The organism is Janthinobacterium sp. BJB304, from assembly GCF_002735765.1.
GTDB lineage: Bacteria > Pseudomonadota > Gammaproteobacteria > Burkholderiales > Burkholderiaceae_D > Janthinobacterium.
Genome location: NZ_PDZN01000008.1, coordinates 96,101 through 121,741, shown reverse-complemented (window position 1 = coordinate 121,741; position 25,641 = coordinate 96,101). Strand labels below are relative to the sequence as shown.

Below are 25,641 nucleotides of genomic sequence, written 5' to 3'. Positions count from 1 at the left end.
ACAGGCCAGGCAGGATACCCGGTCCGCGGCCGCGACGCGGTAGAATAGACCCCATTGAATTTTGCACGAAACGGTACACAGGATGGAAATGGTAATGCAAGAGGCCGGCGCTCCGGCAGGTTCACAGCAAGCGATGCAGCCCGGTCCGGCTTTCGTCCACTTGCGCGTGCACTCGGAGTACTCGATCGTCGATGGCCTCGTGCGCATCGACGACGTGGTCAAGGCGGCGGCGAAGGACAAGCAGGTGGCGCTGGCCGTCACCGACCTGTCGAACCTGTTTGGCATGGTCAAGTTCTACAAGGAAGCGCGCGGCAAGGGCATCAAGCCCATCGTCGGCGTCGACGTGTGGATCACGAATGACGACAACCGCGAAAAACCGTCGCGCCTGCTGTTGCTGGCGAAGAACCGCATGGGCTATCTGCAGCTGTGCGAACTGCTGTCGACGGCCTGGCTGACGAACCAGTACAAGGGGCGTGCCGAGCTGCGCATCGAGTGGCTGCAAGCGCTGGCGACGAATACCTACGACCTGTACCCGGGCGAAAGCGCGGCCAATGGCCTGATCGTGCTGTCGGGCGCGCATTTCGGCGACGTCGGTATCGCCATCGAGAATGGCAACCTGGCCCTGGCCGAACGCAATGCGCAGCGCTGGGCCGAGATTTTCCCCGGCCATTTCTATATTGAAATCCAGCGCGGCGGCCAGGCCAACCAGGAAGCGCAGGTACGCCATGCGGTGGCGCTGGCGGCCAAGCTGGGCTTGCCCGTGGTCGCCACGCATCCCGTGCAATTTATTTCTCCTGAGGAATTCATTGCCCACGAAGCCCGCACCTGTATCGCCGAAGGCGAAATGCTGGCCAACGCCAAGCGGGTGAAACGTTTCAATGACAGCCAGCGCTTTTTGTCGCAGGCGGATATGCAGGAACTGTTCGCCGACCTCCCGGCCGCGCTGGCCAATTCCGTGGAAATCGCCAAGCGCTGCAATCTGACCTTGACCCTGGGCAAGCCGCAACTGCCGAACTTCCCCACGCCGCCGGGCATGACGATCGACCAGTTCCTCGTGGCCGAATCGCAGGCCGGCCTGGAAAAGCGTTTGATCCAGCTGTATCCCGATCCCGAGCGCCGCGAAAAGGAGCGTCCGCGCTACGAGTCGCGCTTGAAGTTCGAGACGGACACGATTTGCAACATGAAGTTCCCCGGCTACTTCCTCATCGTGGCGGAGTTTATCCAGTGGGCCAAGGAAAACGGCGTGCCCGTCGGCCCGGGCCGCGGTTCGGGCGCCGGCTCGCTGGTGGCGTATTCGCTGCTCATTACCGACCTCGATCCATTGCAATACAACCTGCTGTTCGAGCGCTTTTTGAATCCCGAACGCGTCTCGATGCCCGACTTCGATATCGACTTTTGCCAGGAAGGGCGCGACCGCGTCATCCAGCACGTCAAGGATTTGTACGGCAAGGAGGCTGTCTCGCAGATCGCCACCTTCGGTACCATGGCGGCCAAGGGCGCGATCCGCGACGTGGGCCGCGTGATGGATTTCGGCTACAACTTCTGCGACGGCATCTCGAAGCTGATTCCGTTCAAGCCTGGTAAACCCGTGTCGATCGCCGATGCCATCGAGGAAGAGCCGCTGCTCAAGGAGCGCCTGGAAAACGAGGAAGAGGTCAAGCAGCTGCTGGACCTGGCGCAGCAAGTCGAAGGCATCACGCGCAATATCGGCATGCACGCGGGGGGCGTGCTGATCGCTCCGGGCAAGCTGACGGATTTCTGCCCGCTGTACACGCAGGGCGGCGATTCGGGCGTCGTGTCGCAGTACGACAAGGATGACGTGGAGGCCGTCGGCCTCGTGAAGTTCGACTTCTTGGGTCTGACCACGCTGACCATCCTCGACCGCGCCGTGCGCTACATCAAGCAGCTCGATCCCGCGCAGGCGAACTTCGACCTGGCGACCTTGCCGCTGAACGACAAGCCGTCGTACGACTTGCTGACCAAGGCCAAGACCGTGGCCGTGTTCCAGCTCGAGTCGCGCGGCATGCAGGGCATGCTGAAAGACGCGCGTCCCGACCGTTTCGAAGACATTATCGCGCTCGTGGCGCTGTACCGTCCGGGCCCGATGGACCTGATTCCCGACTTCTGCAAGCGCAAGCACGGTGAACGTTTCGATTATCCCGATCCGCGCACGGAATCGATTCTGTCCGAAACCTACGGCATCATGGTGTATCAGGAGCAGGTGATGCAAATGGCGCAGATCGTCGGCGGCTACTCGCTGGGCGGCGCCGACATGCTGCGGCGCGCCATGGGCAAGAAGAAGGCCGAAGAGATGGCCGAGCACCGCGAGATCTTCCGCGCCGGTGCGGCGAAAGATGGCTTGACGGCGGAAAAGGCCGACGAGATCTTCGATTTGATGGAAAAGTTCGCCGGCTACGGTTTCAACAAATCGCACGCCGCCGCCTACGCCCTGCTGTCGTACCACACGGCGTATCTGAAGGCGCACCACACGGCGGCCTTCATGGCCGCCAACTTGTCGCTGGCCATGGACGACACGGACAAGATCAAGATCCTGGTGGAAGATTCGCTGGAAATCTGCAAGCTGACCTTGTTGCCGCCCGATATCAACGAATCGGACTACCGCTTCACGCCGAGCGGCGCGCCGCCGTCCGTGAGCGGCAAGAAAGTCACGCAGATCCGTTACGGCCTGGGCGCCGTGAAGGGCTCGGGCCAGAATGCCATCGAAGCCATCATCGCCGCGCGCGAGGCGGGCGGGCCATTCACGAGCCTGTTCGATTTCTGTAAGCGCGTGGATAAAAAGCAGATCAACCGCCGCACCATCGAGTCGCTGATCCGCAGCGGCGCGTTCGACTGCCTGAAGGTCGACCGCGCCATCCTGCTTGCTTCCGTGGCGTTCGCCATGGAATGCGCCGACCAGGCGGCCAAGGCGGCCAACCAGGTGAGCCTGTTCGGCGGCGACGACAGCGACATGGTGGCGCCGCCCGAGTACGTCAAGGTGCCCGTGTGGACAGATAAACAGCGCCTGACGGAAGAAAAGATCGCGCTGGGCTTCTACCTGTCCGGCCACCTGTTCGATTCGTATGCGCCCGAGGCGCGCCGTTTCGCGCGCACGAAATTGTCGGAACTGTCGCCGTCGCGCGAGCCGCGCATGATGGCCGGCGTCATCACGGGCTTGCGCACGCAGATGACGCAGCGCGGCAAGATCCTCATCGTCACCCTGGACGACAAGAGCGGCACGGTGGAAGTGACGGTGTATGGCGAACTGTTCGACGCCAACCGGAAAATTTTCAAGGAAGATGAATTCCTGGCCGTCGTGGGCAAGGTATCGGAAGACCGTTTTTCGGGCGGCTTGCGGATCACGGCCGAGAGCGCCTTCGACATCATCGCCGCGCGCGTGCAATATGGGCGCCAGCTGGGCCTGACCTTGCCGGCCACCCTGGACGCCAAGCGCATCCGAGACGTGATCATGCCGCACCGGGCCGAGACGGGCTTGCCGATCGCCGCGCGGGTCAGCCCGCAAGGCGTCAGCTGCGTGCTGCAGTTTGGTGATGAGTGGAAAGTGGCGCCATCGGATGAATTGCAGATGGCGCTGGAGCAGATGCTGGGTGCGCAAGAGGTGGCGGTCGAATACTGACCGGCACCGTTCGTGGCATACGACAAAGCCAAACCGCAGACATGCTGGTTTGGCTTTTTTACGTTTACATGTCTTTCAGGCCAGTGATCGCATAGCCCTTGGCGGCGATCTGCTGGTGTGGCTGTTCGATATGGTAGTCGGGCAAGATCTGGGTATCGTCGGCCACTTCGCTGGCGCGTACTTCGAGCTGCCAGTCGGTATTGGTCACTTCTTCCGGAATGAGTTTTCCTTCCGGCACGGCGAGGTAGGAAAAAATGCCGTCGTGCTCGGCCCGGCGGTAGATGTCTACGCGCATGAATGCCTCCTAGTAAGCGTTGGGGGAACCGGCGCACCGTAATGCGTACCGATAGCGCTAGCGTAACAGGATTGCGCCGTGCACGGGTTGTAGCGTGTGCCGCAGGTGGGGGCGGCGCTCAGGCGACAACGGAAGCGTAGTCGTCGTCATCGAGCATGGCCGCTTGCCGCGCCTCGCTGGCGGCGGCCGCAGCACCTGCCGTGGCGGCTTGCATCGGGCTGCGATGGGCGTCGAGGCCGCTGCGCAGGCTGGCGATCATGGCCAGCGTCAATTCGTGGCGCTTGCGTGCTTCCGAGCGTTTTTTGGAAGGAATTTCTTGCAGCGCCGGCAAGGGCAGGTTTTCGCACGCTAACTCAAAATCGCCATCCTGGCGCACTTGCGCACCCAGTTCTTGCCATAGCGCATTGTAGTCGGCGAACAAACGGCCTTTCTTGGCGGAGTGGTGCACGGCGCGGTTGATATTGCCGACAAGAAGCATCTTGCGGCAGCCATGTTCGTACCCCAGCTGGCGCACCAGGCGCACCATCAGGGTCTTGGGACGCATGCCGTGCAAGTCGCGCGTTGCCTCGCGCACGCGGTGTGCGCTTTCCTCGCCCTTCGGGCCTTGCAGGCAGCCGATGCGCATGCCCAGGGTGGCGCGCAACTGGCTGCCGAAGAAGGAAAAGGCGATCGAATAGAGCACGTCGTCGTCATCCATCAGTTGCAGCACCATCTCGCCTTCGCGGTCCATCGGATGCAGCGAACACAGTTGCAGGTGGTAGGACGCGCCCGACTTGCCCGCCACTGTACCCAGGCGTACGGGCCCGTGCGCCGCTTGAGCCATCAGCTTGCCCCAGCCTTGCTGCAAGATGAAATGGTAGTGTTCGGCCAGCAATTCCACGCGCTGGTGGCAATTCAAGGTCAGGCTCAGGTAAGGCCGGTAGACCTTGTGGATCATGTGCGGATAGGCGTGTACCAGATCATGAAACACCGGATGCGAGTTCAGCAGTTGCAGCCATAGTCGGGTTTGGCGCTTTTGCACGCGGGCGCGCAGATGCAGCTTGAGCAGTTCGCGCCAGTGGCGCATGCCGCTCGGCATCGCCATCAAGCCGTCAGACAGGGTAATAGTTGGCATCATCGTGCGCATGTCCATGATAAAGGAGGAGCGTCGAAGCCGTTCCGGCTCAGACGGGTACAGGGCTGCTGACGCCCTCGTGGTTTGCCAGCAGGATGGTGGTGCCGCGGCTGCCCCGCGCCAGCTTGCCGGCCAGTCCGCCCGAAAACCGGCGCGGCCATCCGCCTTGCTTGCGCGCCGGCAAGACGACTTCGTGGCAACCCAATAGCTCAGCCGTATCGAGGATCGCAAACAGCAGCTCGCCGGCGAAAATGTGGGTGCTGAAATCGATATGAGAGCGGCTCAGGTAGAGTCCCGCCTCGTGCAGCATGTGCTGCGTGGCCAGGTCAAGGGCATCGCATTCATTGGCGCTGTGCCGGGGCAGGCCATCGGCGCAGCGTCGCGGCGCCGGTGTCACGTGCAACAGGCAGACGCACACTTTGATGCCCCATTCCTGCAGGCGCCTGGCGTAGCGCGCACCGTAGATGATGTCGCTGGCGCGCTTGACGGGCAAGAGCAGCAGCAAGGTATCCTGGCCCGGCTTGCCGCAGGCGCCCGCGGCGCTGTCCGGGGCGCGGGGGCGTTGCGGGGCAAGGCGCGATGCATGCATGGAAAAGATGGCTATGGTGGAAAAACCGTGTCATCTTATCCATGCCCGTATCCGCTGTAAATTGGCGAAACAGCGTACGGGTTTCCCTTATGTTCGCGTGTTGTTAATAGCGGTAAGTGACATACACGGCGCCGATCGGCGATGTCTTGCGCTGCACGATGGGGCTCTTGGCCGCGTCGCCCAGACGGCTTTCGACGCCGATCAGCGTATTGATGCCCCAGCGTGCATCGAAGCGGTGTTCCCAGTTGACGGTGGCTTGCGCTTCATAGAAACCGCCCTTGGGCGTGTATTGCTTGAACGAGGTATTGGCGGCCTGGGTGGCCGTCACGCCATACATGGTCTGCACGTACTTGCGCTCGCCCCAGCCCAGCTGGCCGCCGATGGTCACGCTGTCTTGCTGCACGCCCTTGGCATCGGCCCGGCCGTAGATCTGTCCTGTGGCGCCGAAATGCACGTTCGCGCCATTTTCGCGGTTCGACAGGGGAATGTCGCTCGTGACGCTCAGCGACAGGCCCGGCAAAGGCGAATAACCGGCACTGAGCAGGGCGCTGGCGTTGCCCTTGACTTCGCCCATGCCCTTCAGGTAATCGCTGCCGCCCCAGCCGTTGGCGCCCGTGCGCTTGTGGTCTTCGCGGTTGCCGCGGTAGCCCAGTGCGGCGCTGTAGCTGAAGGCGCCTGCCTGGCCGCCATAGCCGATGCCGCGCGACGTGCTGAAGAACAGGCCATTGGCCATGGCGTAATCGAGGATGATCAGCGGCGAGGCCGACAACTTGTCGGCGCCGGAATAGCTGGAGACGGCGGCGACGCCGCCGCCGATGGTGAAGACATTTTCCGCCGGCGGTTCGGCCGCCGCGGCGGCCAGCGGGTTGAGGATCATGCCGCTGGCAAGTGCCAGCGAGGTCAGCAGGGTTGTGGGTGCGTGCATGGAGTTTTCCGTCAGATGAGAACCGAGTCCGGAGTGGCTCGATTGACTGCCGGTAGTATCTGTCCTTGCCATGAAGGAAAAATGAGCCTTTTATTAAGATTGCATGAAGAGCGCTTCTTTACCCTTTCTTCAGCTTGCGGTGGTTTAATACCCACCATGAAGATATTGCTGATTGAAGATGATATGGACCTGGGCAACGGCGTGCGGATCGCCTTGCGCGACCAGGGCATGCAAGTGGTCTGGGTGCGCAGCCTGGAAGATGCGGCGCGCAGCATCGAGCACGACAGTTGCGAGCTGGTGCTGCTGGACCTGGGCTTGCCCGATGGCGATGGCCTCGATTTGCTGGCCCGGCTGCGCGCGGCCCGCTTGCCCGTGCTGATCCTCAGCGCCCGCGACACGCTGGAACAGCGCTTGCGGGGCCTCGATGGCGGCGCCGACGATTACCTGGTGAAGCCCTTCGTGCTGGCCGAGCTGCTGTCGCGCGTGCGCGCCCTGGCGCGCCGCAGCTATGGCTTCGACGGCGACACCATCGAGTTGCGCGGCCTGCTGCTGCAGGTGCCCACGCGCCGTGTCAGCGTGCATGGCCGGCCCGTGGAGCTTACGGCCAGTGAATATGCCTTGCTGAAGACCTTGCTGATGCGCGCCAACCGGGTCATCACGCGCCGCGTGCTGGAAGAACATATCCTGCCCGGCGGGCTGGCCAATGCCAGCAATACCCTTGACGTGCATATGGGCAACCTGCGCCGCAAGATAGGCGAAGGCTATATCCGTACCGTGCGCGGCGTCGGCTATGTCATCGACCAGCAGGGCGAATCATCCACCCCATCGGGTGCCGGCGCATGATGGGGCGTTTCTGGGCCATGCTGCGCCAGCCTACCCTGGTACGCCGCCTGATGATGGCGCAAATGCTGATGCTGACCATGGTGTGGAGCCTGGCCGTGGCGTATGTGCTGGTCGAGGGCGCGGATGAAGCGAGCACTGTCAGCCGCGGCGTCCTGCATGCCATTATCAGCGTGGCCGATAACCTGGCCGAGCAGCCGCAGCGCCAGGAACAAAGCTTGCGCGCCATCGACGCAGCCCTGCGCGAGGAGTTTGAAACGGGGCAGGTGCCGGAACTGGCGCCGCGCATCCTGGTCTGGCGCGAAGGCAAGCTGGTCTACAAGTCGCCCGATGCGCCCAGCGGGATCCGCAGCGCCGGCCCGGAACAGATGGAAGTCGTGTACATCAAGGGGCAGGCCTGGCGCAGCCGCAGCCTGGCCGAGGGCGGCACGCGCGTGACGGTGCTGGAAGCGGGAGGCGCCTGGCAATTGTTCATCACTATCAATTCACGCGGTTACTATCTGCTGCCGTTGCTGATCAGCTTGCCGTTCCTGCTGGTGCCGGCCTGGCTGTCGATCCGCCTTGCCATGCGCCCGTGGCGCAAGCTGGCGCAGGAGGTGGCGGCGCGCGGGCCGCAGGATTTGCGTCCGCTGACCTTCAAGCCGCCGCACGGCGAACTGGCGGCACTGGTCGACAATATCAATGCATTGCTGCAGCGGGTCGACGCCAGCGCTGCGCGCGAACGCAGCTTCATCGCCGATGCCACGCATGAGCTGCGCACGCCGCTGGCGGCCATGCGTGTCAATGTCGAGGCCTTGCAGGGCCAGGTACATGATGCGCGCCAGCAAGAGCTGCTGGACGGTATCTTGAACAGCGGCAACCGGGCCGCGCGTCTGGTGGGCCAGCTGCTGCAGCTGACGCGCAGTGAAGTGCAGGCGGGCGCGGGCGAGTTGCCGCGGCGGCAGGCGCTCGATACCTTGCTGCAAGATCGTCTGGCGGCCCTGTCCGGCCTGGCCCAGGCGGGCGATATCGAGCTTGAATTGCAAGCCAGCGTCTCGCTCAGCGTGCCCGGACAGCGCGAGAGTCTGGTGTCGCTGATCGACAACCTGGTGGAAAACGCCATCAAGTACAGTCCGCGCGGCAGCAGCGTGACGGTGTCGCTGCATGCGGAGCGGGGCCAGGCCGTGTTGCATGTGGCCGATCAGGGACCGGGCATCGCGCCGGCACTGTATGACCGCGTGTTCGACCGCTTTTTCCGCGCGCCGCAGCAGGCGCAGCCAGGCAGCGGCCTGGGCTTGTCCATCGTCGCTTCCGTCGTACGCCAGCATGGCGGCACGATTCAGTTGCACAGCGCTAACGGTGGCCTGGGTTTGCTGGTGGAGGTGCGCTTGCCCCTGGCCGTAGCCTGACCGCACTGGCAGGCTTTGCGATATTGCCTGAAAATTATTTCATGTGCCTATAACGCAAGATGGCATGGCGTGGCGCACGCTTGCGATGCATAATGCGGAACAGTTTAAAAAACACCGTTATGCGCCCCTTCCTGTCCCGCTACCTGCCGTATCCCGCCTTTGTCGGCCTGTACCTGCTGTTTGACTGGGCCACGTATATCGACCCAATGTACGGGCTGAACATCACTCCGTGGAATCCCGATCCCGCGCTGGGTCTGGTATTTTGGCTGATCCACGGCCGCAAGGCGGCGCTGCCATGGTTCATCGCCCTGGTGGCCGGCGAGGTGCTGGTGCGCGGCATGCCGGCTGGCCTGCCCCTGACCTTGCTCTGTTCGGCGTGGCTGGTGCTCGGCTATGGCGGTATCGGCGTAGTCTTGCGCCGCAGTTTCAGCAGCAGCGACATCTTCGACAACCGGCGCCGCCTGAGCGCCTGGGTTCTCATCGTGCTGCTTGGCACCGTGCTCAATGCGCTCGGCTATATTTCATTGCTGTCGCTCACGGGGCGCATCCCGGCCAGCGAATGGGGCACGGCCGTCTGGCGTTTCGGCATCGGCGATACGGTCGGCATGCTGGTGTCGATGCCGCTGATCTGGGTGCTGTTCAGCGAGCGCGGGCGTGAGCGCCTGCGGGCCGCCGTCTGGCGCTGGGAAACCCTGGCTTACCTGGCGCTGGCCAGTTTCGTGCTGTGGAGCCTCTTCGGTTCCATCGTGCGTTCGGAATACAAGCATTTCTATTTCCTGTTTCTCCCCGTAATCTGGGCCGCCTCGCGCCAGGGCTTGCATGGCGCTGTGCTGGCCGTATTTGTATTGCAGTTATGCATCATTACCCTGGTGAAATGGACGCATGCCGTCGATATCCAGTTTTATGAATTGCAACTGCTCGACGCCGTGCTGGCGCTGGTGGGCTTTTTTATCGGCATCGTCGTCGATGAAATGCGCCAGGTGGCAGACGAGCTGAAGCACACGATGCGCCTGGCGGCCGCCGGCGAAATGGCGGCCGCTCTCGCGCATGAGCTGAACCAGCCGCTGACGGCCTTGTCGACCTATGGCAAGGCATGCGAATACCTGCTGGAACGGGGCGAGAACGGCGCCTTGCTGCAAAGCGCCATCGGACACATGATCGTTGAATCGGGACGCGCAGCGGACGTGGTGCGCCGCCTGCGCGATTTTTTCCGCACCGGCGCGATGCAGCTCAAGGCGGTGGAGGCGAGCGCCTTGATCGAGGGCTTGGCGCGCCAGTTCACGCCGCTGTTCCATGAGCATGGCATCGAGCTGGTGCTGGCGCCGCCGTCGCCGCTGGCCGTCAACGCGGACCGCCTGCAAATCGAGCTGGTACTGCGTAACTTGCTGGCCAATGCACAGGATGCGGTGATGGGCCAGCCGCGCGGCCAGCGCCGCATCACGGTGTCGGCCGAGCCGCTCGAGGGCGGCCGGCTGCGCCTGTCCGTGGAAGACAGCGGGCCCGGTATTTCCAATAGCCTGGCCGCACGCCTGTTCGAACCGTTCGTCTCGACCAAGGCCAGCGGCCTGGGGCTGGGGCTCGTGCTCAGCCGCAGCATCGTCGAAGCGCATGGCGGCCAGCTATGGGCCGAAGTGGGCAAGCATGGTATTTTTCGTTTTATCCTGCCCCTGGCGCACGCCGGTGCAGCTGCCAAGGGAGAGTATGGTGACAAGTAATTTGACGGTGTTTATCGTGGACGACGATCCCGCCGTGCGCGATGCGCTGGGTTTGCTGTTGGGCATACGTGGCTACCGCACGGCGCTGTTTTCCTGCGGCGAGGATTTCCTGCACAGCTGGCGGCCCGAGTGGGCCGGTTGTCTGCTGATCGATATCCGCATGTCGGGCATGGATGGCCTGAGCCTGCAGCGCCGCCTGCTGGAGCTCAAATGCATGCTGCCCATCATCATCATCACGGGGCACGGCGACGTGGCGCTGGCACGCCAGGCATTCAAGGCGCAGGCCAGCGATTTCCTGGAAAAACCATTTGACCACGACAAGCTGCTGACCGCCATCGATGAAGCATTTTCACGCGAGGCGCATGCGCGCGGCCAGTTGCAGCGCCAGGTGGAAGGGCTCGCTTTGCTGCGCGCCTTGACGCCGCGCGAGCGCGAAGTGATGCAGTTGGTGGTGACGGGTCAGCACAACCGCGATATCGCCCCGACGCTCGGTATTTCCGTACGCACGGTGGAAGTGCACAAGGCGCGCCTGATGGACAAGCTGGGCGTCGATAATGTGGCCGACCTGGTGCGCATCAGCATGCTGGGCACCGGCTAGCCGAGGAAGAGTTCTCTAGGCGATCGCCTTCAATACCTGATCGCTTGAAATTGCCTTGACCCAGTCGCTGCGCCGCGCCACCGTGATGACGGTGCTGTTGGCGCTGTCGAAGGGGGCCCATTCGGGATTCTTCTTGCGCATCAATGCCACCACGGGCACATGCACGGCGTTTGCCAGATGCATGATCGATGTTTCCACCGAAATAATCAGGTCGCATTGCGCCAGCATGGCCGGCAGTTGGAAAAAGTTGTCGACGGCACTGAAGGCCTGTGTACGCGGCAAGTTGTGCGCCTGCACGACGGCATCCACCTTGGCCAGTTCCTGCGGCATGGCATTGATCAGGAAGCAGGCATGCTGCCATTTCGGCATCGCTTGCATGCGCGTGATCAGCTCGGCAATACGCTCCAGGGGCCAGCCGCGCTTGTGCGACTTGGCAAACGGGTTCAATAGCACGAGCGGACCCTGGCGCGGGGCAAAGCCCCAGGCGGCCAGCTGCTCCTGCGCTTGCTGCAATGCGTGCTCGGGAATGTGCACGAAGGGATAGCGTTCGGCCACGGGAATGTCGAGTCCCGTCAATTGATGGAACCAGTCCGCATACACGCTGCTGATATGGTGTTCGCCGGCATCCTGTCCCGCATACGAGGCCAGCACGGCATCGATCTTGCGGTAGGCCAGGTAATGCCAGGGGCGTAAGGGGCTGAACGGCTTGCGCGTGCCGATCACCAGCCCGTGCGGGCTGATCGCGCGGGCAAGGTCCGCATATTGCTGTGGCCGTACGTGGGCCAGCGACACGACGACAGGATAGTGCTCCGCCTTGGCTTCGCGCAGCGACTCTTCGTACAGCGCGGGGCTGTAAGTCTTGCGGTACACCTTGGAAAACAGGCCCGACTGTTCCACCCAGTCATACAGCGAATAGGTGCGCAAGCTTTCCCATTGTTTGGCGTCGGACGTGCGTCGGACTTCATCGACCCACAGGTGGATCTGGATATGCGGGTAGGCCGCGGCAAAGGCGCGGAAGCCGTTTTGCAGGTAGGTGAAGTCTCCCAGCGCCAGATGGGCGATGAACAGAATTTTGTCCGACTTTTGTAGCAGTTCGGCGGGAATCAAGGGCGTCATGTATCAGTACGATTTCAGGTATTCATTCGATGGTGTCATACCACTGGGTGGGATGGTGTCATGCCACTTGCTGGGAAAATTGCAGGCGGTGCAGATTGGCATAGGCGCCGTTGGCGTCCAATAATTGCTGGTGACTGCCGGTTTCCATTATTTTCCCATGTGACAATACCACGATACGGTCCGCCCGTTCAATTGTTGATAGGCGATGAGCAATAACTAAGGTGGTTTTTCCTTGCATTAGGTGTTCCAGTGCCGCTTGCACGGCCCGTTCCGCCTCCGTATCCAGTGCCGAGGTGGCTTCATCGAGAATCAGGATGGGCGCATCCTTGTAGATCGCGCGGGCAATGGCCACGCGCTGGCGCTGGCCGCCGGACAGGCGCGAGCCATTGTCGCCCAGGCGCGTTTCCAGGCCGTCCGGCAAGCCGTCGATGACGTCCGACAGGAAGGCTGCCGCGGCGGCCGCCTCAATGCGCTGCCGGTCCGGGGCCGCATCGCCATACGCGATATTGGCGGCCAGGGTATCGTCGAACAGCACCACCTGCTGGCTGACCATGGCGATCTGGCTGCGCAGGCTGGTCAAGGCGATGGCATCGATATTCTGTCCATCGAGCAAGATTTCACCACTGCTGGCCGAGTAAAAGCCGGGCAGCAGGCTGACCAGGGTCGATTTGCCGCCGCCGGACATGCCGACAAAGGCGACCGTTTGTCCTGGCGCGATGTTCAGGTCGATGTGTCGCAGGGCCGGTTCCGGATGTCCGGGGTAGGCAAAGCTCACGTCCTTGAACTCGATGCGGCCTTTGCTGCGGCCGGCCAGCGGCTTGCCGCCCGTGCGTTCCGGCGTCTTGTCGATCAGCAAAAAGACTTCCTCGGCGGCGGCCATGCCGCGTTGCAGGGGACCGTTGACTTCGGCCAGTTGCTTCAACGGCGTCAGCAGCATCAGCATGGCCGTGATGAAGGATACAAAGCCGCCGACCGTGATCTGCCCCTGCTCCGACTGGAACAGGGCCATCACGATGACCAGGGCCACGGCGGCGGCCGTGATCACCTGCGTGATGGGCACGGTGGCGGAAAAGGTCGTGGTCATGCGCATGCTGTAGCGGCGCAATTGTTCGGCGCGCTCTTCGAAGCGCGCTTTCTCGTAGGCCTGGCCGCCGAAGATCTTGATCACTTGCTGCGCCCGCGTGGTTTCTTCGATGACCTGGGTCAGCTCGGCATTGACGGCCAGCGAGTCGCGGTTGAGTTTTTTCAGGCGCTTGCCCGTGGTGCGCACGACGATGGTCAGCACGGGCAGCAGCACCAGGGTCACCAGGGTCAGTGCCCAGTTCAGGTACAGCAGCCATGCCAGCAAGCCCAGCACGGTCAGAGAGGAGCGCACGATCGAGGTAAACACCTTGGTTACCATCTCGATGATCTGCTGCACCTCGAACATGATGGAGTTGATGACCTTGCCCACCGTGTGCGTGTTGTAGAAGTCGATGGGCAAGTTCAGCATGCTGGCAAACATCCGGCGCCGCAATTCGTTGAGGATGCGCGTGGAGACATAGCTCATCAGGTAGCTGCTGGCAAACGTCGACGCGCCGCGGATGGCAAAGATGCCGATGACGATCAGCGGCACCAGCCAGAAGGAAAAACGCACTTTGCCGCCAAAACCATTGTCGAGCAGTAGCTTGAGCGCATACGGCAGCAGCGGTTCCGTGCCCGCCGTGACGACCATCGCCAGCAGGGCCAGGGCCAGGTGTTTCTTATAGGGCGCGTGCAGCGCGGTAAGGCGCTTCAGGTCGGGCGTGAGCATCGGTATGGTTCCTTGCAGGGGACAGCAAAAACGGTCAGGCGAAAAATGAGCTCAAGCGGTGCGCTCTTGCTGGCGCAACAGGGCCCACAATATCACCATCGGGAAGACCAGCATGATGATGCCGATATTCAGGGTTAGCGAGCTCGTCGTCAGGCCAAAAATCATGTAGCAGGTGCATAGCACCACGCCGGCCAGCGCGAACGGCCTGGCGCTGCCATGGCCGTGACGCAGTGCTCGCACAAACAGAGCCAACGGCACGAGGAAGAGTGCCAATAAGGCCAATAAGCCGACGATGCCGCGTTTGACGAGTGCATCGAGGTAATCATTGTGGGCGTTGGTGTAGTCTTTGATGCTGGCGTCCATTTTTCCCCCCTCCGCAAGCTTTTGCTTGGCGGCAAGGTAGCCGCTGCGCCCCATGCCAAGCCAGATATGCTCATCGGAAAGAGCCCATGCGGTACGCCACATTTCCATGCGTTGGCCGATGGACGTCGTCGCATTATCGTTGTCTTTGAATTCTTTGATGTCCTCTAACGCGGCCTTGACGCGTTGCGGTACGGGGGAGTCGGGCAGCATGTAGGCAGATATGGACACGGCGACAAGTGCACTCATCAGAGCGCCCAGGTAGTAGGTGCTGCGGCCCTTCGAGTAATAGAAGGAAAACACGCAGCCGCAGACGGGCAAGGCCAACCAGCCGCCACGGCTGCCACTGATGATGGAACCGAGGATGCCCGCCACGCCACCGGCCAGTAACAAGCTGATCCATACCAGGCGATAGCTGCTGGCCCGCGCCCAGCCCAGACCGCAGAGGCATAACATCCCCAGCAGTATGCTCACATTGCCATAATGGATGGCATTGCTGGTGGCGGCCTGAGGACGGGGCATGTCAAGCATGAGCAGTTGCCAGGATGCCAGAGCGGCACCGCTAATGGCGCCGACAGCCAAGCCGCCCCACCATGCGGCCGCACGGGGCGGATAGGCGATCAACAGCAGCATGACGGGCGCCGCCAGCAGCGCGCGCAGGGGGATGTCGAGTTCACGGGCCGGATCCGCGTGGTACAGCATGTTGGCCGTGAAAACACAGAAATACAGCAACAGCGTGCCCAGCAGTAGATAATCCTGGCGTTGCAGGTTCAGGCGGGGACGTTTCCATAGCAACCAGCTGCTGGCCAGCAGAAGAACCAGCGCGCCAAGGGAATATCCGCTGGTGACAGCCAACGCCAATGCCGAAAAGAGAAAAACACAAACAGAGGTCAAGCCGAGCATGAATATCCTTGGTAACGCACGTCGTCGCCATTATGGCAACTGTAGCAACATAAAAGCAGGCGTCATTGTAATCGAAGGTTCATGCAAAAACGCCGACGTAAAAATTGCTTTTTTGAAATCAATTCGCCAAACCCAAGGGCATAAACGAAAAAACCATGGTTTTGAACCATGGTTTTTTTGTAAGCAATGGTAACTTGCTGTAATTTTGTCAAGGCAAGGCGGGCCTTGCCTTGCGCATCAGGCGGTAGCCGGCACGCGCGTGGCTACGCCGGTGGCGATGGCCGCTTGGGACACGGCAGGCGCGACCCGGCTGCGCAGACGCTCGTCGAACGGCGACGGGATCAGTTGCAACGGCGTCAGGGCGCTGCTCTCGTGGCCTGGCAACGGCTCCTTGGCCAGCGCGGCAATGGCGCGCACGCAGGCCAGCTTCATCTCTTCATTGATGGTGGTGGCGCCCACGTCGAGCGCACCGCGGAAGATGTACGGGAAGCACAGCACATTGTTGATCTGGTTCGGATAATCCGAGCGGCCCGTGGCCACGATGGCGTCGTCGCGCACGGCGTGCACTTTTTCCGGGGCAATTTCCGGATGCGGATTGGCCAGGGCGAAGATCAAAGGCTTGGCGGCCATCGATTCGACCATCTGTGCGCTGACCACGCCGCCCTTCGAGACGCCGATGAAGATGTCGGCGCCGACCATGGCGTCGGCCAGGTCGCGGTCGCTCGTATCGTTCGCGTAGCGCGCCTTGTTCTCTTCCATGTTGGCATCGCGGCCCGGGTAGATCACGCCCTGGCTGTCGCACACTTTCAGCAGCGACTTGTTCAGGCCCAGCGAGACGAGCAAGTCCAGGCAGGCGATCGAGGCCGCGCCGGCGCCCGAGACGGCCACTTTCACATTGCCGATATCTTTGCCCACCAGCTCCAGGCCGTTCAGGATGCCGGCCGCGACGATGATGGCCGTGCCGTGCTGGTCGTCGTGGAAGACGGGAATGTTCATGCGCTTGCGCAATTGCTGTTCGATGTAGAAGCAGTCGGGCGCCTTGATGTCTTCCAGGTTGATGCCGCCGAAGGTCGGCTCCATGCGCACCACGGTGTCGATGAACAGGTCGGGATCGTTCTCGGCCAGCTCGATGTCGAACACATCGACATCGGCGAACTGCTTGAACAGGCAAGCTTTGCCTTCCATCACCGGTTTGCTGGCAAGCGGGCCGATATCGCCCAGGCCCAGTACGGCCGTGCCATTGGTGATCACGGCCACCAGGTTGCTGCGCGACGTGTAGGTGCCGGCCGTGCGCGGATCTTCCACGATGGCTTCGCAGGCGAAGGCCACGCCCGGCGAGTACGCCAGGGTCAGGGCGCGCGCGTCGCCCAGCGGTTTGGTGGGCGTGACGGAAATCTTGCCTGCGCGGGGTTCCGCGTGATAGGCGAGGGCGGCTTCTTTCAGGTTGAAGGTTTCGCCGTTCTGTTCGGCATGCTTGCTGTGCGAAGTAGACATAGGAATTCTGGGAGGGGCAACCAGGCCCGAGTGGTAAGTCCGAGCCATGGTATGCAAGCGTTTGCACGCTGTCAAGGCTGGAATGTACTTAAGCGTACCAAAACCGCTTTGGGCAACGGCTTTATTTCAATGCAAGCGTTTGCTCGGTTTTTGACGAAATGGGGAATTTTTACGATAAAATCACAGTATTGCGATCCGGGAAGCCCATGACAAACAAGAACCCCACCTTAAGCGACGTTGCGCGGGCCAGCGGCGTGCACTTTTCCACCGTGTCGCGCGTGATGAACCCGGCAACGCGGCAAATGGTCAGCGCCGAGGTGGCCGCGCGCGTGCTGGCCGAAGCGGGCCGCCTCGGCTACCGGCCGAACCGCGCCGCCTCGACCCTCGTCACGCGCAAGTCGCGCATCATTGGCGTGGTCTTGCCCGACATCACCAACGCTGTTTTCCCGCCGATTTTGCTGGGCATCGAAGAGGGCTTGCGCAAGCATGGCTACCTGGCCATCGTCGCCAATGTGGGCGCCGACGAGGAAGAGCAGCTGTTCGTCATCAACCGCCTGCTGGGGCAGCAGGTCGATGGCCTGATTTTGGCTACCGCACGGCGCGACGATCCCGTCATCAAGATGTGCATCGACCAGAATGTGCCCGTCGTCACCGTCAACCGCAGCGACGAGACGGGCGTCGCTTCCTGCGTCGTCAGCGACGACGTGGTCGGCATGCGCCTGGCCGTGGAACACTTGCTGGCGCTCGGTCACCGCCATATCGCGCACATTGCCGGCCCGGAAAACCTGTCCACGGGCCACGTGCGCCGTCTCGGTTTCCTGGCCGCCATTCAGGCCAGCGAACTCGACCCCTCGCAAGCGTTCGTCTTTGAAAGCAGCGGCTATTCGCGCGAATGCGGCAAGGCGGCCCTGCTGGAACTGCTGCGCCAGTCGCCGCAAACGACGGCCGTGGTGACGGGCAGCGACCTGGTGGCCCTCGGCTGCTACGACGCCATCCGCGAACTGGGCTTGAGCTGTCCCGAAGATATTTCCGTGGTGGGCCACAACGACATGCCCTACATGGACATGATCCGTCCGCCTTTGAGCACCATCCGCATCCGCCACCACGGCATCGGCACGGAAGCGGCCCGGCTGATCCTGCAAACCATCGCCTCGCCCGATTCCCCGGTGATCGACGTGCGCCTGAAGCCCGAGCTGGTGGTGCGCGAGTCGACGGCGCCGCCGCGCGCCTGAGCCTGCCACTTGTTGCCCTTCTTTTGCCAGAGTATGTTTAAATCTTGATATTGATATTAATCAAGACAACGCCATGCAGACGACGGAAAAGCATGCACAGCAGGGAGGCCGCTGATGCCGAAGAATTTCGGCATGCCCGGCAGCGCCTGGCGCTATGCACTGGGCAGTGACTATGGTTATTGCTCGCCGCTACTCGAAGGCATTGAATTTGAAAACGAGTGGGTGACGATACGCGAATCGGCCATCCGCATCCGCGCCGGTTATGCCTGGGATGGCTGTTCGCCCTGTATCAGCGTGCTCGGCCTGTTTTATGTGGGCACGCCCGATGGCGCGCAGCACCTGGGCTTGCCCGCCACCTACCATGCTAGCCTCGTGCATGACGTGCTGTGCCAGTGGCGCGCCGAGATGCCCGTCACCCGCGCGCAGTCGATCGCCATTTTCCACCAGTTGCTCAGGGAGGTGCGCTTCCCCCTGGCGGGACTGTATGCCGGCGCCGTCTTCCTGTTCGGGCCACGGCGTGGCTTCATGCGGCCCGGTGCGCGCGCCGTAGTGGCCGCCCCGCACCCGCCAGGCGCAACATTAAAGCGGCGCTAACGCCGCCGCCGACGCGCCATGATGTTAAACTGGCGCCCCTCATCGTTTCTCTTGCCCTCTACCGCCATGACCAAAACCAACACGCCTTCCCCGAAACGCCGCGAAGAGGGCGTCGCCAAACTGACCGTCAATCCCTTCCTCGACGCCGAGTTTTACGCGCGCATGCGCGACTACACGGAGCGCGACGCAGCCATCATCAAGGAATTGAAGGCGATCGCCGAGATCCGCGCCGGCAACAAGCAGCCCGATCCCCGCCTGGCGCCGTCGCTGGCCGCCTTGCGCAGCACCGTCAAGAAAGGCTTGAGCTTCGGCGACATGCTCGAGCGCATGGCGGCCGGCAAGGAAAAGGGCTTGTGGGAACCGTGGATGACAACCTTCGGCATCGAGATCCGCGCCGTCAACTACGGCGCCGGCCCGCGCAACGCCTGCCTGGTGCTGGATCTGGCCGCGAATGCTCCCGCGCACGCGATGTTCGCCAAGGCCGGTATCCAGAACTGGCGCAGTCTGGCCGCCGACGACTGCTCCGTCGTGCGTTCGGAAAAAGCGACGGAAACCACGCCGCTGAAAGTGTATGCCGTGTTTTACCTGGATCCGCTGCCGGCCTGATCCGTCAGACACTGCTGCTGGCGACATTTACCAGCAGCAGCACCGCCAGCACGATCAGCACGGCGCCCGATAGCCGCTCCAGGCTCGGCAGGGCGCGCGCGAAGCGCTGCCGCAGCGCGCCATTGCCGATGGCCAGCGCCACCGCCATGTCCCACGCCAGCACCGCACACACCATCCACACGCCATACAGCACGACCGAGCCGCTGCCCGTTTGCCGGCTGGCGACGACGGACGCCAGACTCACGTAGAACAGCGCATTCTTCGGATTCAGGATGGCAGACAGGAAACCCATGCCCAGGCCGTTGCGCCAGTGCGCCTTGCCGGGCGTGGCGGCCGGCGCTGCCGTCAGCGTCGTGGTGCCCGCATGGCGCAGGAATAGGCCGCCGAGGTACAGCAGATAAGCGCAGCCCGCCAATTGCACGGCGATAAACAGGGGACTGCCTGGATGCAGCACGGCGACGCCGCCAAACGCCGCCACGATGAACACGCCATTGGCCAGTGCGATGCCGATGCACGCTGGCATGGCGCCGCGCCAGCCGTGCGCCAGCGCGCTGCGGGCGACGAGGAAAAAATCGGGCCCTGGCGACAGCAGCGCGAGGAAGTGGGCAGCGGCGATAAGGAGAAAATCCTGCATGAAACGCGACTCCGGCAATGGCGATGCGCGAGTATGCGGGGGGACGCTCCGGTCTGTATTGAAGAAAATTGCAGGCGCTTCAGCGGCGATAGCGTCCCGGCGTGATACCAGCATGCGCCTTGAAGACGCGCTGCAGGTGGCTCTGGTCGGCAAACCCCAGCGCGCAGGCGATGTCGGCCAGGGCGTTGCCCGCCTGCAAGTCGCTGCGCGCGCGGTTGACGCCCAGATTCAGCTGGTACGCATGCGGCGTCATGCCGGTGGCGGCACGGAAGGCGCGGATCAGCTGGTAGCGGCTCATGCCGGCCAGTTCGGCCAGTTGCGCCAAGCTGGCCAGCGGTTGAGACTGCAGCTGCTGCACTACCGGGCGTAGTTGCATCGGGATGCGGGCAGCGTGCGAGGGGAGGGGGATTGCCCCGTAGGCATCGGCACAGGCGTGTAGCAAGGCCAGCAGGGCCTCTTGCTTGGCGGCCGCGGCTGCGGGCGAGAACAGCAGCGCATTCATGGCACAGAACTGCGCATACAGGACAGGTTCGTGCAGTACGCTGGCGCTGCTTGCATCCAGCCGCGGCACGTGGATATGCAGCCATTGCGCATCGAGATGCAGCATCTGGTAGCTCCAGACGGCGTCAGGCAGGGGATTGCAGGCGTGCACGCAGCCGGCCGGCACCAGCACCAGGCTGCCATTGCCAAGAGCCACCTTGCCCTCTTTGCTGCCCGTAAAGATGCTGCCGCCCGAATCGACGGCGCCGATGGAAAACGTGGGATGGCTGTGCGGTTTGTAGCACGCGCGGCTGTGGCAGGCGCGCCGGCTCTCCACGTGGGGCATGGCCGGGTCGCGCCAGAAAGCGGTGGTGCCGGGCATGGCTACATCAGAATCACGTCGTACTGCTCCTGGTGGTAGGCGTTCTCCACCTGCAGCGAGATTTTCTTGCCGATGAAGTCGCCCAGCATGGCCAGGTGCTGCGATTCTTCTTCCAAAAACAGATCGACCACTTCCTGCGAGGCGAGAATGCGGAATTCGCGTGGGTTGAACTGTTTTGCCTCGCGCAGCAGTTCGCGCAGGATTTCATAGCAGATCGTGCGCGAGGTTTTCACCTGGCCCTTGCCGGCGCAGGCGGGGCACGGTTCGCACAGGATGTGGGCCAGCGATTCGCGCGTGCGCTTGCGCGTCATTTCCACCAGGCCCAACGGCGAGAAGTTGCTCACCGACACCTTGGTACGGTCGCGCGACAAGGTGCGTTTCAGTTCGGCCAGCACGGCGCTGCGGTGCTCGGCGTTGTCCATGTCGATGAAGTCGAGGATGATAATGCCACCCAGGTTGCGCAGGCGCAGCTGGCGCGCGATGGCGTGCGCCGCTTCCAGGTTGGTCTTGAAAATCGTGTCGGCGAAATTGCGCCCGCCGACAAAACCGCCCGTGTTGACGTCGATGGTGGTCATCGCTTCTGTCTGGTCGACGATCAGGTAGCCGCCGGACTTCAAATCCACGCGGCGGCCCAGCGCGCGCAAGATCTCTTCTTCCACGCCGTACAGGTCGAACAAGGGGCGCTCGCCCGTGTAGTGCTGCAGGCGCGTCAGTTCGCTGGGCGTGTAGATTTCCGCGAATTCGCGCAGTTTCACATAGTTTTCGCGCGAATCGACCTGGATGGTGGCCGTTTCATCGCCGACGAAGTCGCGCAGGACGCGCTGCGCCAGGCTCAAGTCCTGGTGCAGCAGGCTGGTGGCGGGACGCGTGCGCGCGCCGTGCGTGATCGTGCTCCAGGTTTTTCTCAGGTAGTCGACGTCCGCCTTCAGGTCCGCATCGGACGCGTCTTCGGCCATGGTGCGCACGATGTAACCGCCTTTTTCATCGGGCGGCAGCAGGCTTTGCAGGCGCACGCGCAGCTGTTCGCGCTCCGCTTCCTTTTCGATTTTCTGCGAGATGCCGATGTGCTTGTCTTGCGGCAGATAGACCAGCATGCGCCCGGCGATGGAAATCTGCGTCGACAAGCGCGCGCCTTTCGTGCCGATCGGGTCCTTGATCACCTGCACCGTCAGCACCTGGCCGTCAAACAGGATTTTTTCGATCGGCGCCGGCGTCGCGTTCTGGCCGTCGTGGCCGCGCGCTTCCCAGATGTCGGCCACGTGCAGGAAGGCGGCGCGCTCCAGGCCGATGTCGATGAAGGCCGACTGCATGCCCGGCAACACCCGTACCACTTTGCCGGAGTACACATTGCCGGCCAGGCCGCGCGTGAGCGTGCGCTCGATGTGCAATTCCTGCACGGCGCCCTGGAGGATGAGGGCGACGCGCGTTTCTTGCGGCGTGATATTGATCAGGATGTCTTCGTTCATGGGGGCGCGGGAGTGGAGGCAACGAATGACATCATACCCGGGATCAGGGCAGGGGCAAACCTGCCAGCCGTAGCAACTGTGCAGTTTCGTACAGGGGCAGGCCCATGATGCCGGAATGGCTGCCTTCGATATGCTCGACGAACAGCGCGGCGCTGCCCTGGATGCCGTAGCCGCCGGCCTTGTCGTAGGGTTCCGGCGTGGCGCAATAGGCGGCGATCGAGGCGGGCGAGAGCACGCCGAAGCGCACTTGCGATACCTGCGTGCGCTGTTCGGCGAAATCCTTGTAGTGCACGGCGATCGAGGTCAGCACCTCGTGCGTGCGGCCCGACAGCTGCTGCAGCATGGCCACGGCCTCGAGGCGGTCGGCCGGTTTGCCGAGGATGACGCCGTCGATGGTGACGGTGGTGTCGGCCGCCAGCACGGGGCGCGGGGTCAGGTGGCGGCGGCGCACCAGGTCCCAGGCGAAGGCGGCTTTTTCATTCGACACGCGGGCGACATAGTCGAGCGCCGATTCGCCGGGGAGGACTTCCTCGGTGACGTCGGCGCCGCGCGGGCCGTCGCTGCGCAGCAGCAGCAATTCGAAATCGATGCCGATCTGGCGCAGCAGTTCGCGCCGGCGCGGGCTTTTGGAGGCGAGGTAGATCTTGTGATCAGCCGTTTTCATGGGGGAGTTCAGACACGGTGGTAGGGGTGGTTTTGCGTGATCGACCAGGCACGATAGAGCTGCTCGGCGAGGATCACGCGCACCACGCCGTGCGGCAGGGTCATGCTGGAAATGCGCAGCATGCCTTCGGCACGCGCCTTGAGTTGCGGGTCGAGGCCGTCGGCCCCGCCGATCAGAAAAGCCGTGTCGCGGCCATCCTGCTGCCACGCCATCAATTGCTGCGACAGGCCGACGCTGGTCAGATCCTTGCCGCGTTCGTCGAGGGCGATGATGCGCACGCCCTTGGGCAGGACGGCTTCGATGCGCTCGCGTTCGAGCGCCATCGCCGTGGCGGCGGTCTTGCTGCCGGAGCGCTCCACCGGCTTGATTTCTTTCAGCACGATGCGCAATTCCGGCGGCATGCGCTTCGCGTATTCCGCGAAGCCCGTCTCTATCCAGGCCGGCATTTTATGGCCGACCGCAGCGATGATGAGCTGCATCGAGGCTTACGCTTCGACTTTTTTGATACGCTTGATCACGGTTTTTGCCGGTGCAGCATCGGCTGCCGGCTTGGCCGCGCGTGGGGCGCGCACTTTTTTCTCCGGCAGCGCTTTCAGCGCTTTCACGGCAGCTGCTTCGGTCTTGGTAGGCGCGACTTTCACGGTCTTGCCGACGGCTTTGGAAGCGGTGGCTTTTTTCGCCGGGGCTTTCTTGGCGGCGGTGGCAGCAGTGGCTTTCTTCGCTGGCGTTTTCTTTTCGATCACGGGCGAAGCTTCCACATTGGCCTTGCTTGCCGCCAGATGGCCGCTGACCTTTTTCGGCTCGTCGCCGGCCGCTTTTTTCGGCGCGCGCTTGGCGGCGCCCAGCTTGACCGGGGTGTCGCCCCAGATTTCTTCCAGGCGGTAGTAGGCGCGGATAGGTGCTTGCATGATGTGGACGATCATGTCGCCCAGATCGACCAGCACCCATTCACCGGTTTCCTCGCCTTCCATGCCGATGATTTGACCGCCGGCGTCCTTGACCTTGTCGCGCACCGAGGCGGCCAGCGCCTTGGTTTGACGGTTCGAGGTACCGGAGACGATCGCGATGCGGTCGAACAGGCTGGTCAGATGACTCGTTTCGAAGACGGCGATGTCTTGGCCTTTGACGTCTTCCAGGGCGTCAACGACGAGGGTTTGCAGTTTTTTGATGTCCATTTAGCTTTTGTATAAATTATGTTGTTCAATATAGTCTAGCACTAGCGGGGAAAGAAGCGAGTTTGCCCGATTCCCCCGTTGTAATGCCGCACGTATTTCGGTGGCGGAGATATCCACCGCGAAGTCCTGTGCCAGATAAGTCAGACCGTGCGGCGTGTTGCGGATGCTTTTCAGAGACCCCAGGCGGCGCGAAAATGCATCGGCGACCACTTGCGGTACTGCTGTGTCATTCAGCGCGAAGCCGGGGCGGGCCGCGACGCAGATATGCGCGTATTCAAATAATTGCTGCCATTCGCGCCATGTCGCGAGCCGCTGCAGCTGGTCGGCGCCCATCAGGAAAACGATGGAAGCGCGCGGTCCCAGCTCGGCGCGTACCTGGCGCAAGGTATCGATGGTGTAGCTGGCCTGGCCATGTTCGCTGCGCTCGATTTCCTGGCGGTCGATCACCACAGGCAGGGGCAGGCCGGCAAAGGCCAGGCTGGCCATCTCGGCGCGCTGCTGGCCGGTGGCGCCCAGCTTGCTCTTTTGCCAGGGCGCGCCGGCCGGAATCACGCGCAGTTCGTCGGCGTGCAGCAGGCTGGAAAAATGCGTGCCCAGCGCGACGTGGCCCATGTGCACCGGATCGTAGCTGCCACCGAGTAGCGCCACGCATGCCGTACCACTTTCCTTCACGCCTGCAGCCAGTCGCGATGCACGAGGAAGTCAGTATACAACGCCGCTTCGGGACTGCCCGCCTCCGGGTGCCAGTCATAGCGCCACTTGACCACGGGCGGCATCGACATCAGGATCGCCTCGGTGCGTCCACCTGATTGCAGACCGAACAGGGTGCCGCGGTCGAACACCAGGTTGAACTCGACATAGCGTCCGCGCCGGTAACACTGGAAATCGCGTTCGCGTTCGCCGTACGGCGTGTCCTTGCGGCGCGCCAGGATCGGCACATAGGCGTCGATGAAGGCGTCGCCTGCGCTGCGCAGCATGGCAAAGCTGTCGTCAAAGCCCAGGGCGTTGAAGTCGTCGAAGAAGATCCCGCCGGCGCCGCGCGCTTCGCGCCGGTGCTTCAGGTAGAAATAATCGTCGCACCACTGCTTGAACTTCGGATGCAGTTCGCCGCCGAACGGCGCCAGCGCGTCATGGCACACCTGGTGAAAGTGCTTCACGTCGCCCGCGTCGCCGTAGTACGGCGTCAGGTCCATGCCGCCGCCGAACCACCATACGGGTTCGCCATCGGTATTCACGGTGCTGAAAAAGCGCACATTCATGTGCACCGTGGGCGCGTAGGGATTGCGCGGATGCAGCACCAGTGACACGCCCATCGCTTCCCATGCCTTGCCACCGAGTTCAGGGCGCGCGGCCGCGGCCGATGGCGGCAATGCGGCGCCGGTGACGTGCGAAAAATTCACGCCGCCCCGCTCGAACACATTGCCTTCCTCGATCAGCCGCGAAATGCCGCCGCCGCCCTCGGGGCGCTGCCAGGCATCGGTCAGGAAGGGCTTGCCGTCCTGCGCTTCGAGCGCCTGCACGATACGGCTTTGCAAATCGAGCAAATAAGCCTTGACGGCCGAAGGAGAGGGAGTTGACGACATCGCGTGGGCCGACGAGGCCGAAATAAAAAAGTAAGGACGGATTGTACCCTGTTACGCGTTTT

23 protein-coding genes and 1 pseudogene are annotated in these 25,641 nt (G+C 62.7%); 8 read left to right on the top strand and 16 right to left on the bottom strand.

All coding sequences use genetic code 11. The features are described 5' to 3' along the window. Window positions 1–94: 94 nt before the first annotated feature. The gene (gene dnaE, locus CSQ95_RS11600) at window positions 95–3,634 is read left to right on the top strand and encodes a DNA polymerase III subunit alpha (RefSeq protein WP_257218028.1); all 3,540 of its coding nucleotides are present in this window, start codon (window positions 95–97) and stop codon (window positions 3,632–3,634) included. A 64-nt stretch (window positions 3,635–3,698) separates the two neighbouring features. Here dnaE and CSQ95_RS11595 read toward each other — a convergent pair whose 3' ends face one another. The 4 genes from CSQ95_RS11595 to CSQ95_RS11580 all read right to left on the bottom strand — a co-directional run bounded on the left by CSQ95_RS11595 (window position 3,699) and on the right by CSQ95_RS11580 (window position 6,557). Further along, entirely contained in the window at window positions 3,699–3,929 is a 231-nt protein-coding gene (locus tag CSQ95_RS11595) for a DUF6139 family protein (protein ID WP_099409621.1), read from the bottom strand. A 118-nt stretch (window positions 3,930–4,047) separates the two neighbouring features. Further along, entirely contained in the window at window positions 4,048–5,046 is a 999-nt protein-coding gene (locus CSQ95_RS11590) for a VirK/YbjX family protein (protein WP_180279036.1), read from the bottom strand. Between the two features lie 46 nt (window positions 5,047–5,092). Continuing rightward, window positions 5,093–5,632 (bottom strand): universal stress protein, encoded by a 540-nt coding sequence (locus CSQ95_RS11585; protein WP_099409619.1) that lies wholly within the window; start codon window positions 5,630–5,632, stop codon window positions 5,093–5,095. A 103-nt stretch (window positions 5,633–5,735) separates the two neighbouring features. Continuing rightward, window positions 5,736–6,557, bottom strand: a complete 822-nt coding sequence (locus CSQ95_RS11580; RefSeq protein WP_070224379.1) for a MipA/OmpV family protein — start codon at window positions 6,555–6,557, stop codon at window positions 5,736–5,738. 156 nt (window positions 6,558–6,713) lie between these two features. Here CSQ95_RS11580 and CSQ95_RS11575 point away from each other — a divergent pair, with 156 nt between their 5' ends. From CSQ95_RS11575 to CSQ95_RS11560, 4 genes are all read left to right on the top strand, one after another. Beyond that, entirely contained in the window at window positions 6,714–7,400 is a 687-nt protein-coding gene (locus CSQ95_RS11575; protein ID WP_070224380.1) for a response regulator, read from the top strand. Further along, the gene (locus tag CSQ95_RS11570; protein WP_099409618.1) at window positions 7,397–8,785 is read left to right on the top strand and encodes an ATP-binding protein; all 1,389 of its coding nucleotides are present in this window, start codon (window positions 7,397–7,399) and stop codon (window positions 8,783–8,785) included. Before CSQ95_RS11575 ends, CSQ95_RS11570 begins: the two co-directional genes overlap by 4 nt. A 119-nt stretch (window positions 8,786–8,904) precedes the next feature. Beyond that, a complete protein-coding gene (locus tag CSQ95_RS11565; protein WP_099409617.1) occupies window positions 8,905–10,500 on the top strand; it encodes an ATP-binding protein in 1,596 nt (531 codons plus the stop codon). Then, window positions 10,487–11,098: a response regulator transcription factor gene (locus CSQ95_RS11560; RefSeq protein WP_099409616.1), complete on the top strand. Its 612-nt coding sequence runs from the start codon at window positions 10,487–10,489 to the stop codon at window positions 11,096–11,098. Before CSQ95_RS11565 ends, CSQ95_RS11560 begins: the two co-directional genes overlap by 14 nt. A gap of 15 nt (window positions 11,099–11,113) precedes the next feature. On the opposite strand, the gene CSQ95_RS11555 is transcribed toward CSQ95_RS11560, so the two are convergent. The 4 genes and pseudogenes from CSQ95_RS11555 to CSQ95_RS11540 all read right to left on the bottom strand — a co-directional run. Beyond that, window positions 11,114–12,214 (bottom strand): glycosyltransferase family 9 protein, encoded by a 1,101-nt coding sequence (locus CSQ95_RS11555; protein WP_070224383.1) that lies wholly within the window; start codon window positions 12,212–12,214, stop codon window positions 11,114–11,116. Between the two features lie 58 nt (window positions 12,215–12,272). After that, window positions 12,273–14,006, bottom strand: a complete 1,734-nt coding sequence (gene msbA, locus CSQ95_RS11550; RefSeq protein ID WP_099409615.1) for a lipid A export permease/ATP-binding protein MsbA — start codon at window positions 14,004–14,006, stop codon at window positions 12,273–12,275. A 51-nt stretch (window positions 14,007–14,057) separates the two neighbouring features. After that, window positions 14,058–15,269 carry an O-antigen ligase gene (locus CSQ95_RS11545; RefSeq protein ID WP_099409614.1) on the bottom strand — a complete coding sequence of 404 codons (1,212 nt, stop codon included), beginning with the start codon at window positions 15,267–15,269 and terminating at the stop codon, window positions 14,058–14,060. Window positions 15,270–15,524: 255 nt separating this feature from the next. Then, a pseudogene (locus CSQ95_RS11540) lies at window positions 15,525–16,763 on the bottom strand (malic enzyme-like NAD(P)-binding protein); the annotation flags it as partial. Between the two features lie 206 nt (window positions 16,764–16,969). Between CSQ95_RS11540 and CSQ95_RS11535 the strand changes: the two are divergent. The 3 genes from CSQ95_RS11535 to CSQ95_RS11525 all read left to right on the top strand — a co-directional run bounded on the left by CSQ95_RS11535 (window position 16,970) and on the right by CSQ95_RS11525 (window position 19,195). Next, on the top strand, window positions 16,970–17,995 hold the full coding sequence (locus CSQ95_RS11535; protein ID WP_070224387.1) for a LacI family DNA-binding transcriptional regulator: 1,026 nt from the start codon (window positions 16,970–16,972) through the stop codon (window positions 17,993–17,995). A 114-nt stretch (window positions 17,996–18,109) separates the two neighbouring features. After that, window positions 18,110–18,589: a hypothetical protein gene (locus CSQ95_RS11530; protein WP_070224388.1), complete on the top strand. Its 480-nt coding sequence runs from the start codon at window positions 18,110–18,112 to the stop codon at window positions 18,587–18,589. A gap of 66 nt (window positions 18,590–18,655) precedes the next feature. Beyond that, window positions 18,656–19,195, top strand: coding sequence for a hypothetical protein (locus CSQ95_RS11525; protein WP_230502344.1), 540 nt, complete (start codon window positions 18,656–18,658; stop codon window positions 19,193–19,195). Between the two features lie 4 nt (window positions 19,196–19,199). Here CSQ95_RS11525 and CSQ95_RS11520 read toward each other — a convergent pair whose 3' ends face one another. The 8 genes from CSQ95_RS11520 to hemF all read right to left on the bottom strand — a co-directional run bounded on the left by CSQ95_RS11520 (window position 19,200) and on the right by hemF (window position 25,579). Beyond that, window positions 19,200–19,829: a LysE family translocator gene (locus tag CSQ95_RS11520; RefSeq protein WP_070224390.1), complete on the bottom strand. Its 630-nt coding sequence runs from the start codon at window positions 19,827–19,829 to the stop codon at window positions 19,200–19,202. Between the two features lie 79 nt (window positions 19,830–19,908). Next, a complete protein-coding gene (locus CSQ95_RS11515; RefSeq protein ID WP_099409612.1) occupies window positions 19,909–20,691 on the bottom strand; it encodes an AraC family transcriptional regulator in 783 nt (260 codons plus the stop codon). A 2-nt stretch (window positions 20,692–20,693) separates the two neighbouring features. Beyond that, a complete protein-coding gene (gene rng / locus CSQ95_RS11510; protein WP_070224392.1) occupies window positions 20,694–22,157 on the bottom strand; it encodes a ribonuclease G in 1,464 nt (487 codons plus the stop codon). 43 nt (window positions 22,158–22,200) lie between these two features. Further along, window positions 22,201–22,821, bottom strand: coding sequence for a nucleoside triphosphate pyrophosphatase (locus tag CSQ95_RS11505; RefSeq protein ID WP_099409611.1), 621 nt, complete (start codon window positions 22,819–22,821; stop codon window positions 22,201–22,203). Between the two features lie 8 nt (window positions 22,822–22,829). Next, window positions 22,830–23,300 (bottom strand): 23S rRNA (pseudouridine(1915)-N(3))-methyltransferase RlmH, encoded by a 471-nt coding sequence (rlmH, locus tag CSQ95_RS11500; RefSeq protein WP_034747108.1) that lies wholly within the window; start codon window positions 23,298–23,300, stop codon window positions 22,830–22,832. Window positions 23,301–23,306: 6 nt separating this feature from the next. Continuing rightward, entirely contained in the window at window positions 23,307–23,996 is a 690-nt protein-coding gene (rsfS, locus tag CSQ95_RS11495; protein ID WP_058050453.1) for a ribosome silencing factor, read from the bottom strand. After that, entirely contained in the window at window positions 23,997–24,668 is a 672-nt protein-coding gene (gene nadD, locus CSQ95_RS11490) for a nicotinate-nucleotide adenylyltransferase (RefSeq protein ID WP_257218027.1), read from the bottom strand. Then, complete coding sequence (gene hemF, locus CSQ95_RS11485) at window positions 24,665–25,579, bottom strand: oxygen-dependent coproporphyrinogen oxidase (protein ID WP_070224395.1); 915 nt, start codon at window positions 25,577–25,579, stop codon at window positions 24,665–24,667. Before hemF ends, nadD begins: the two co-directional genes overlap by 4 nt. Window positions 25,580–25,641: the final 62 nt, after the last annotated feature.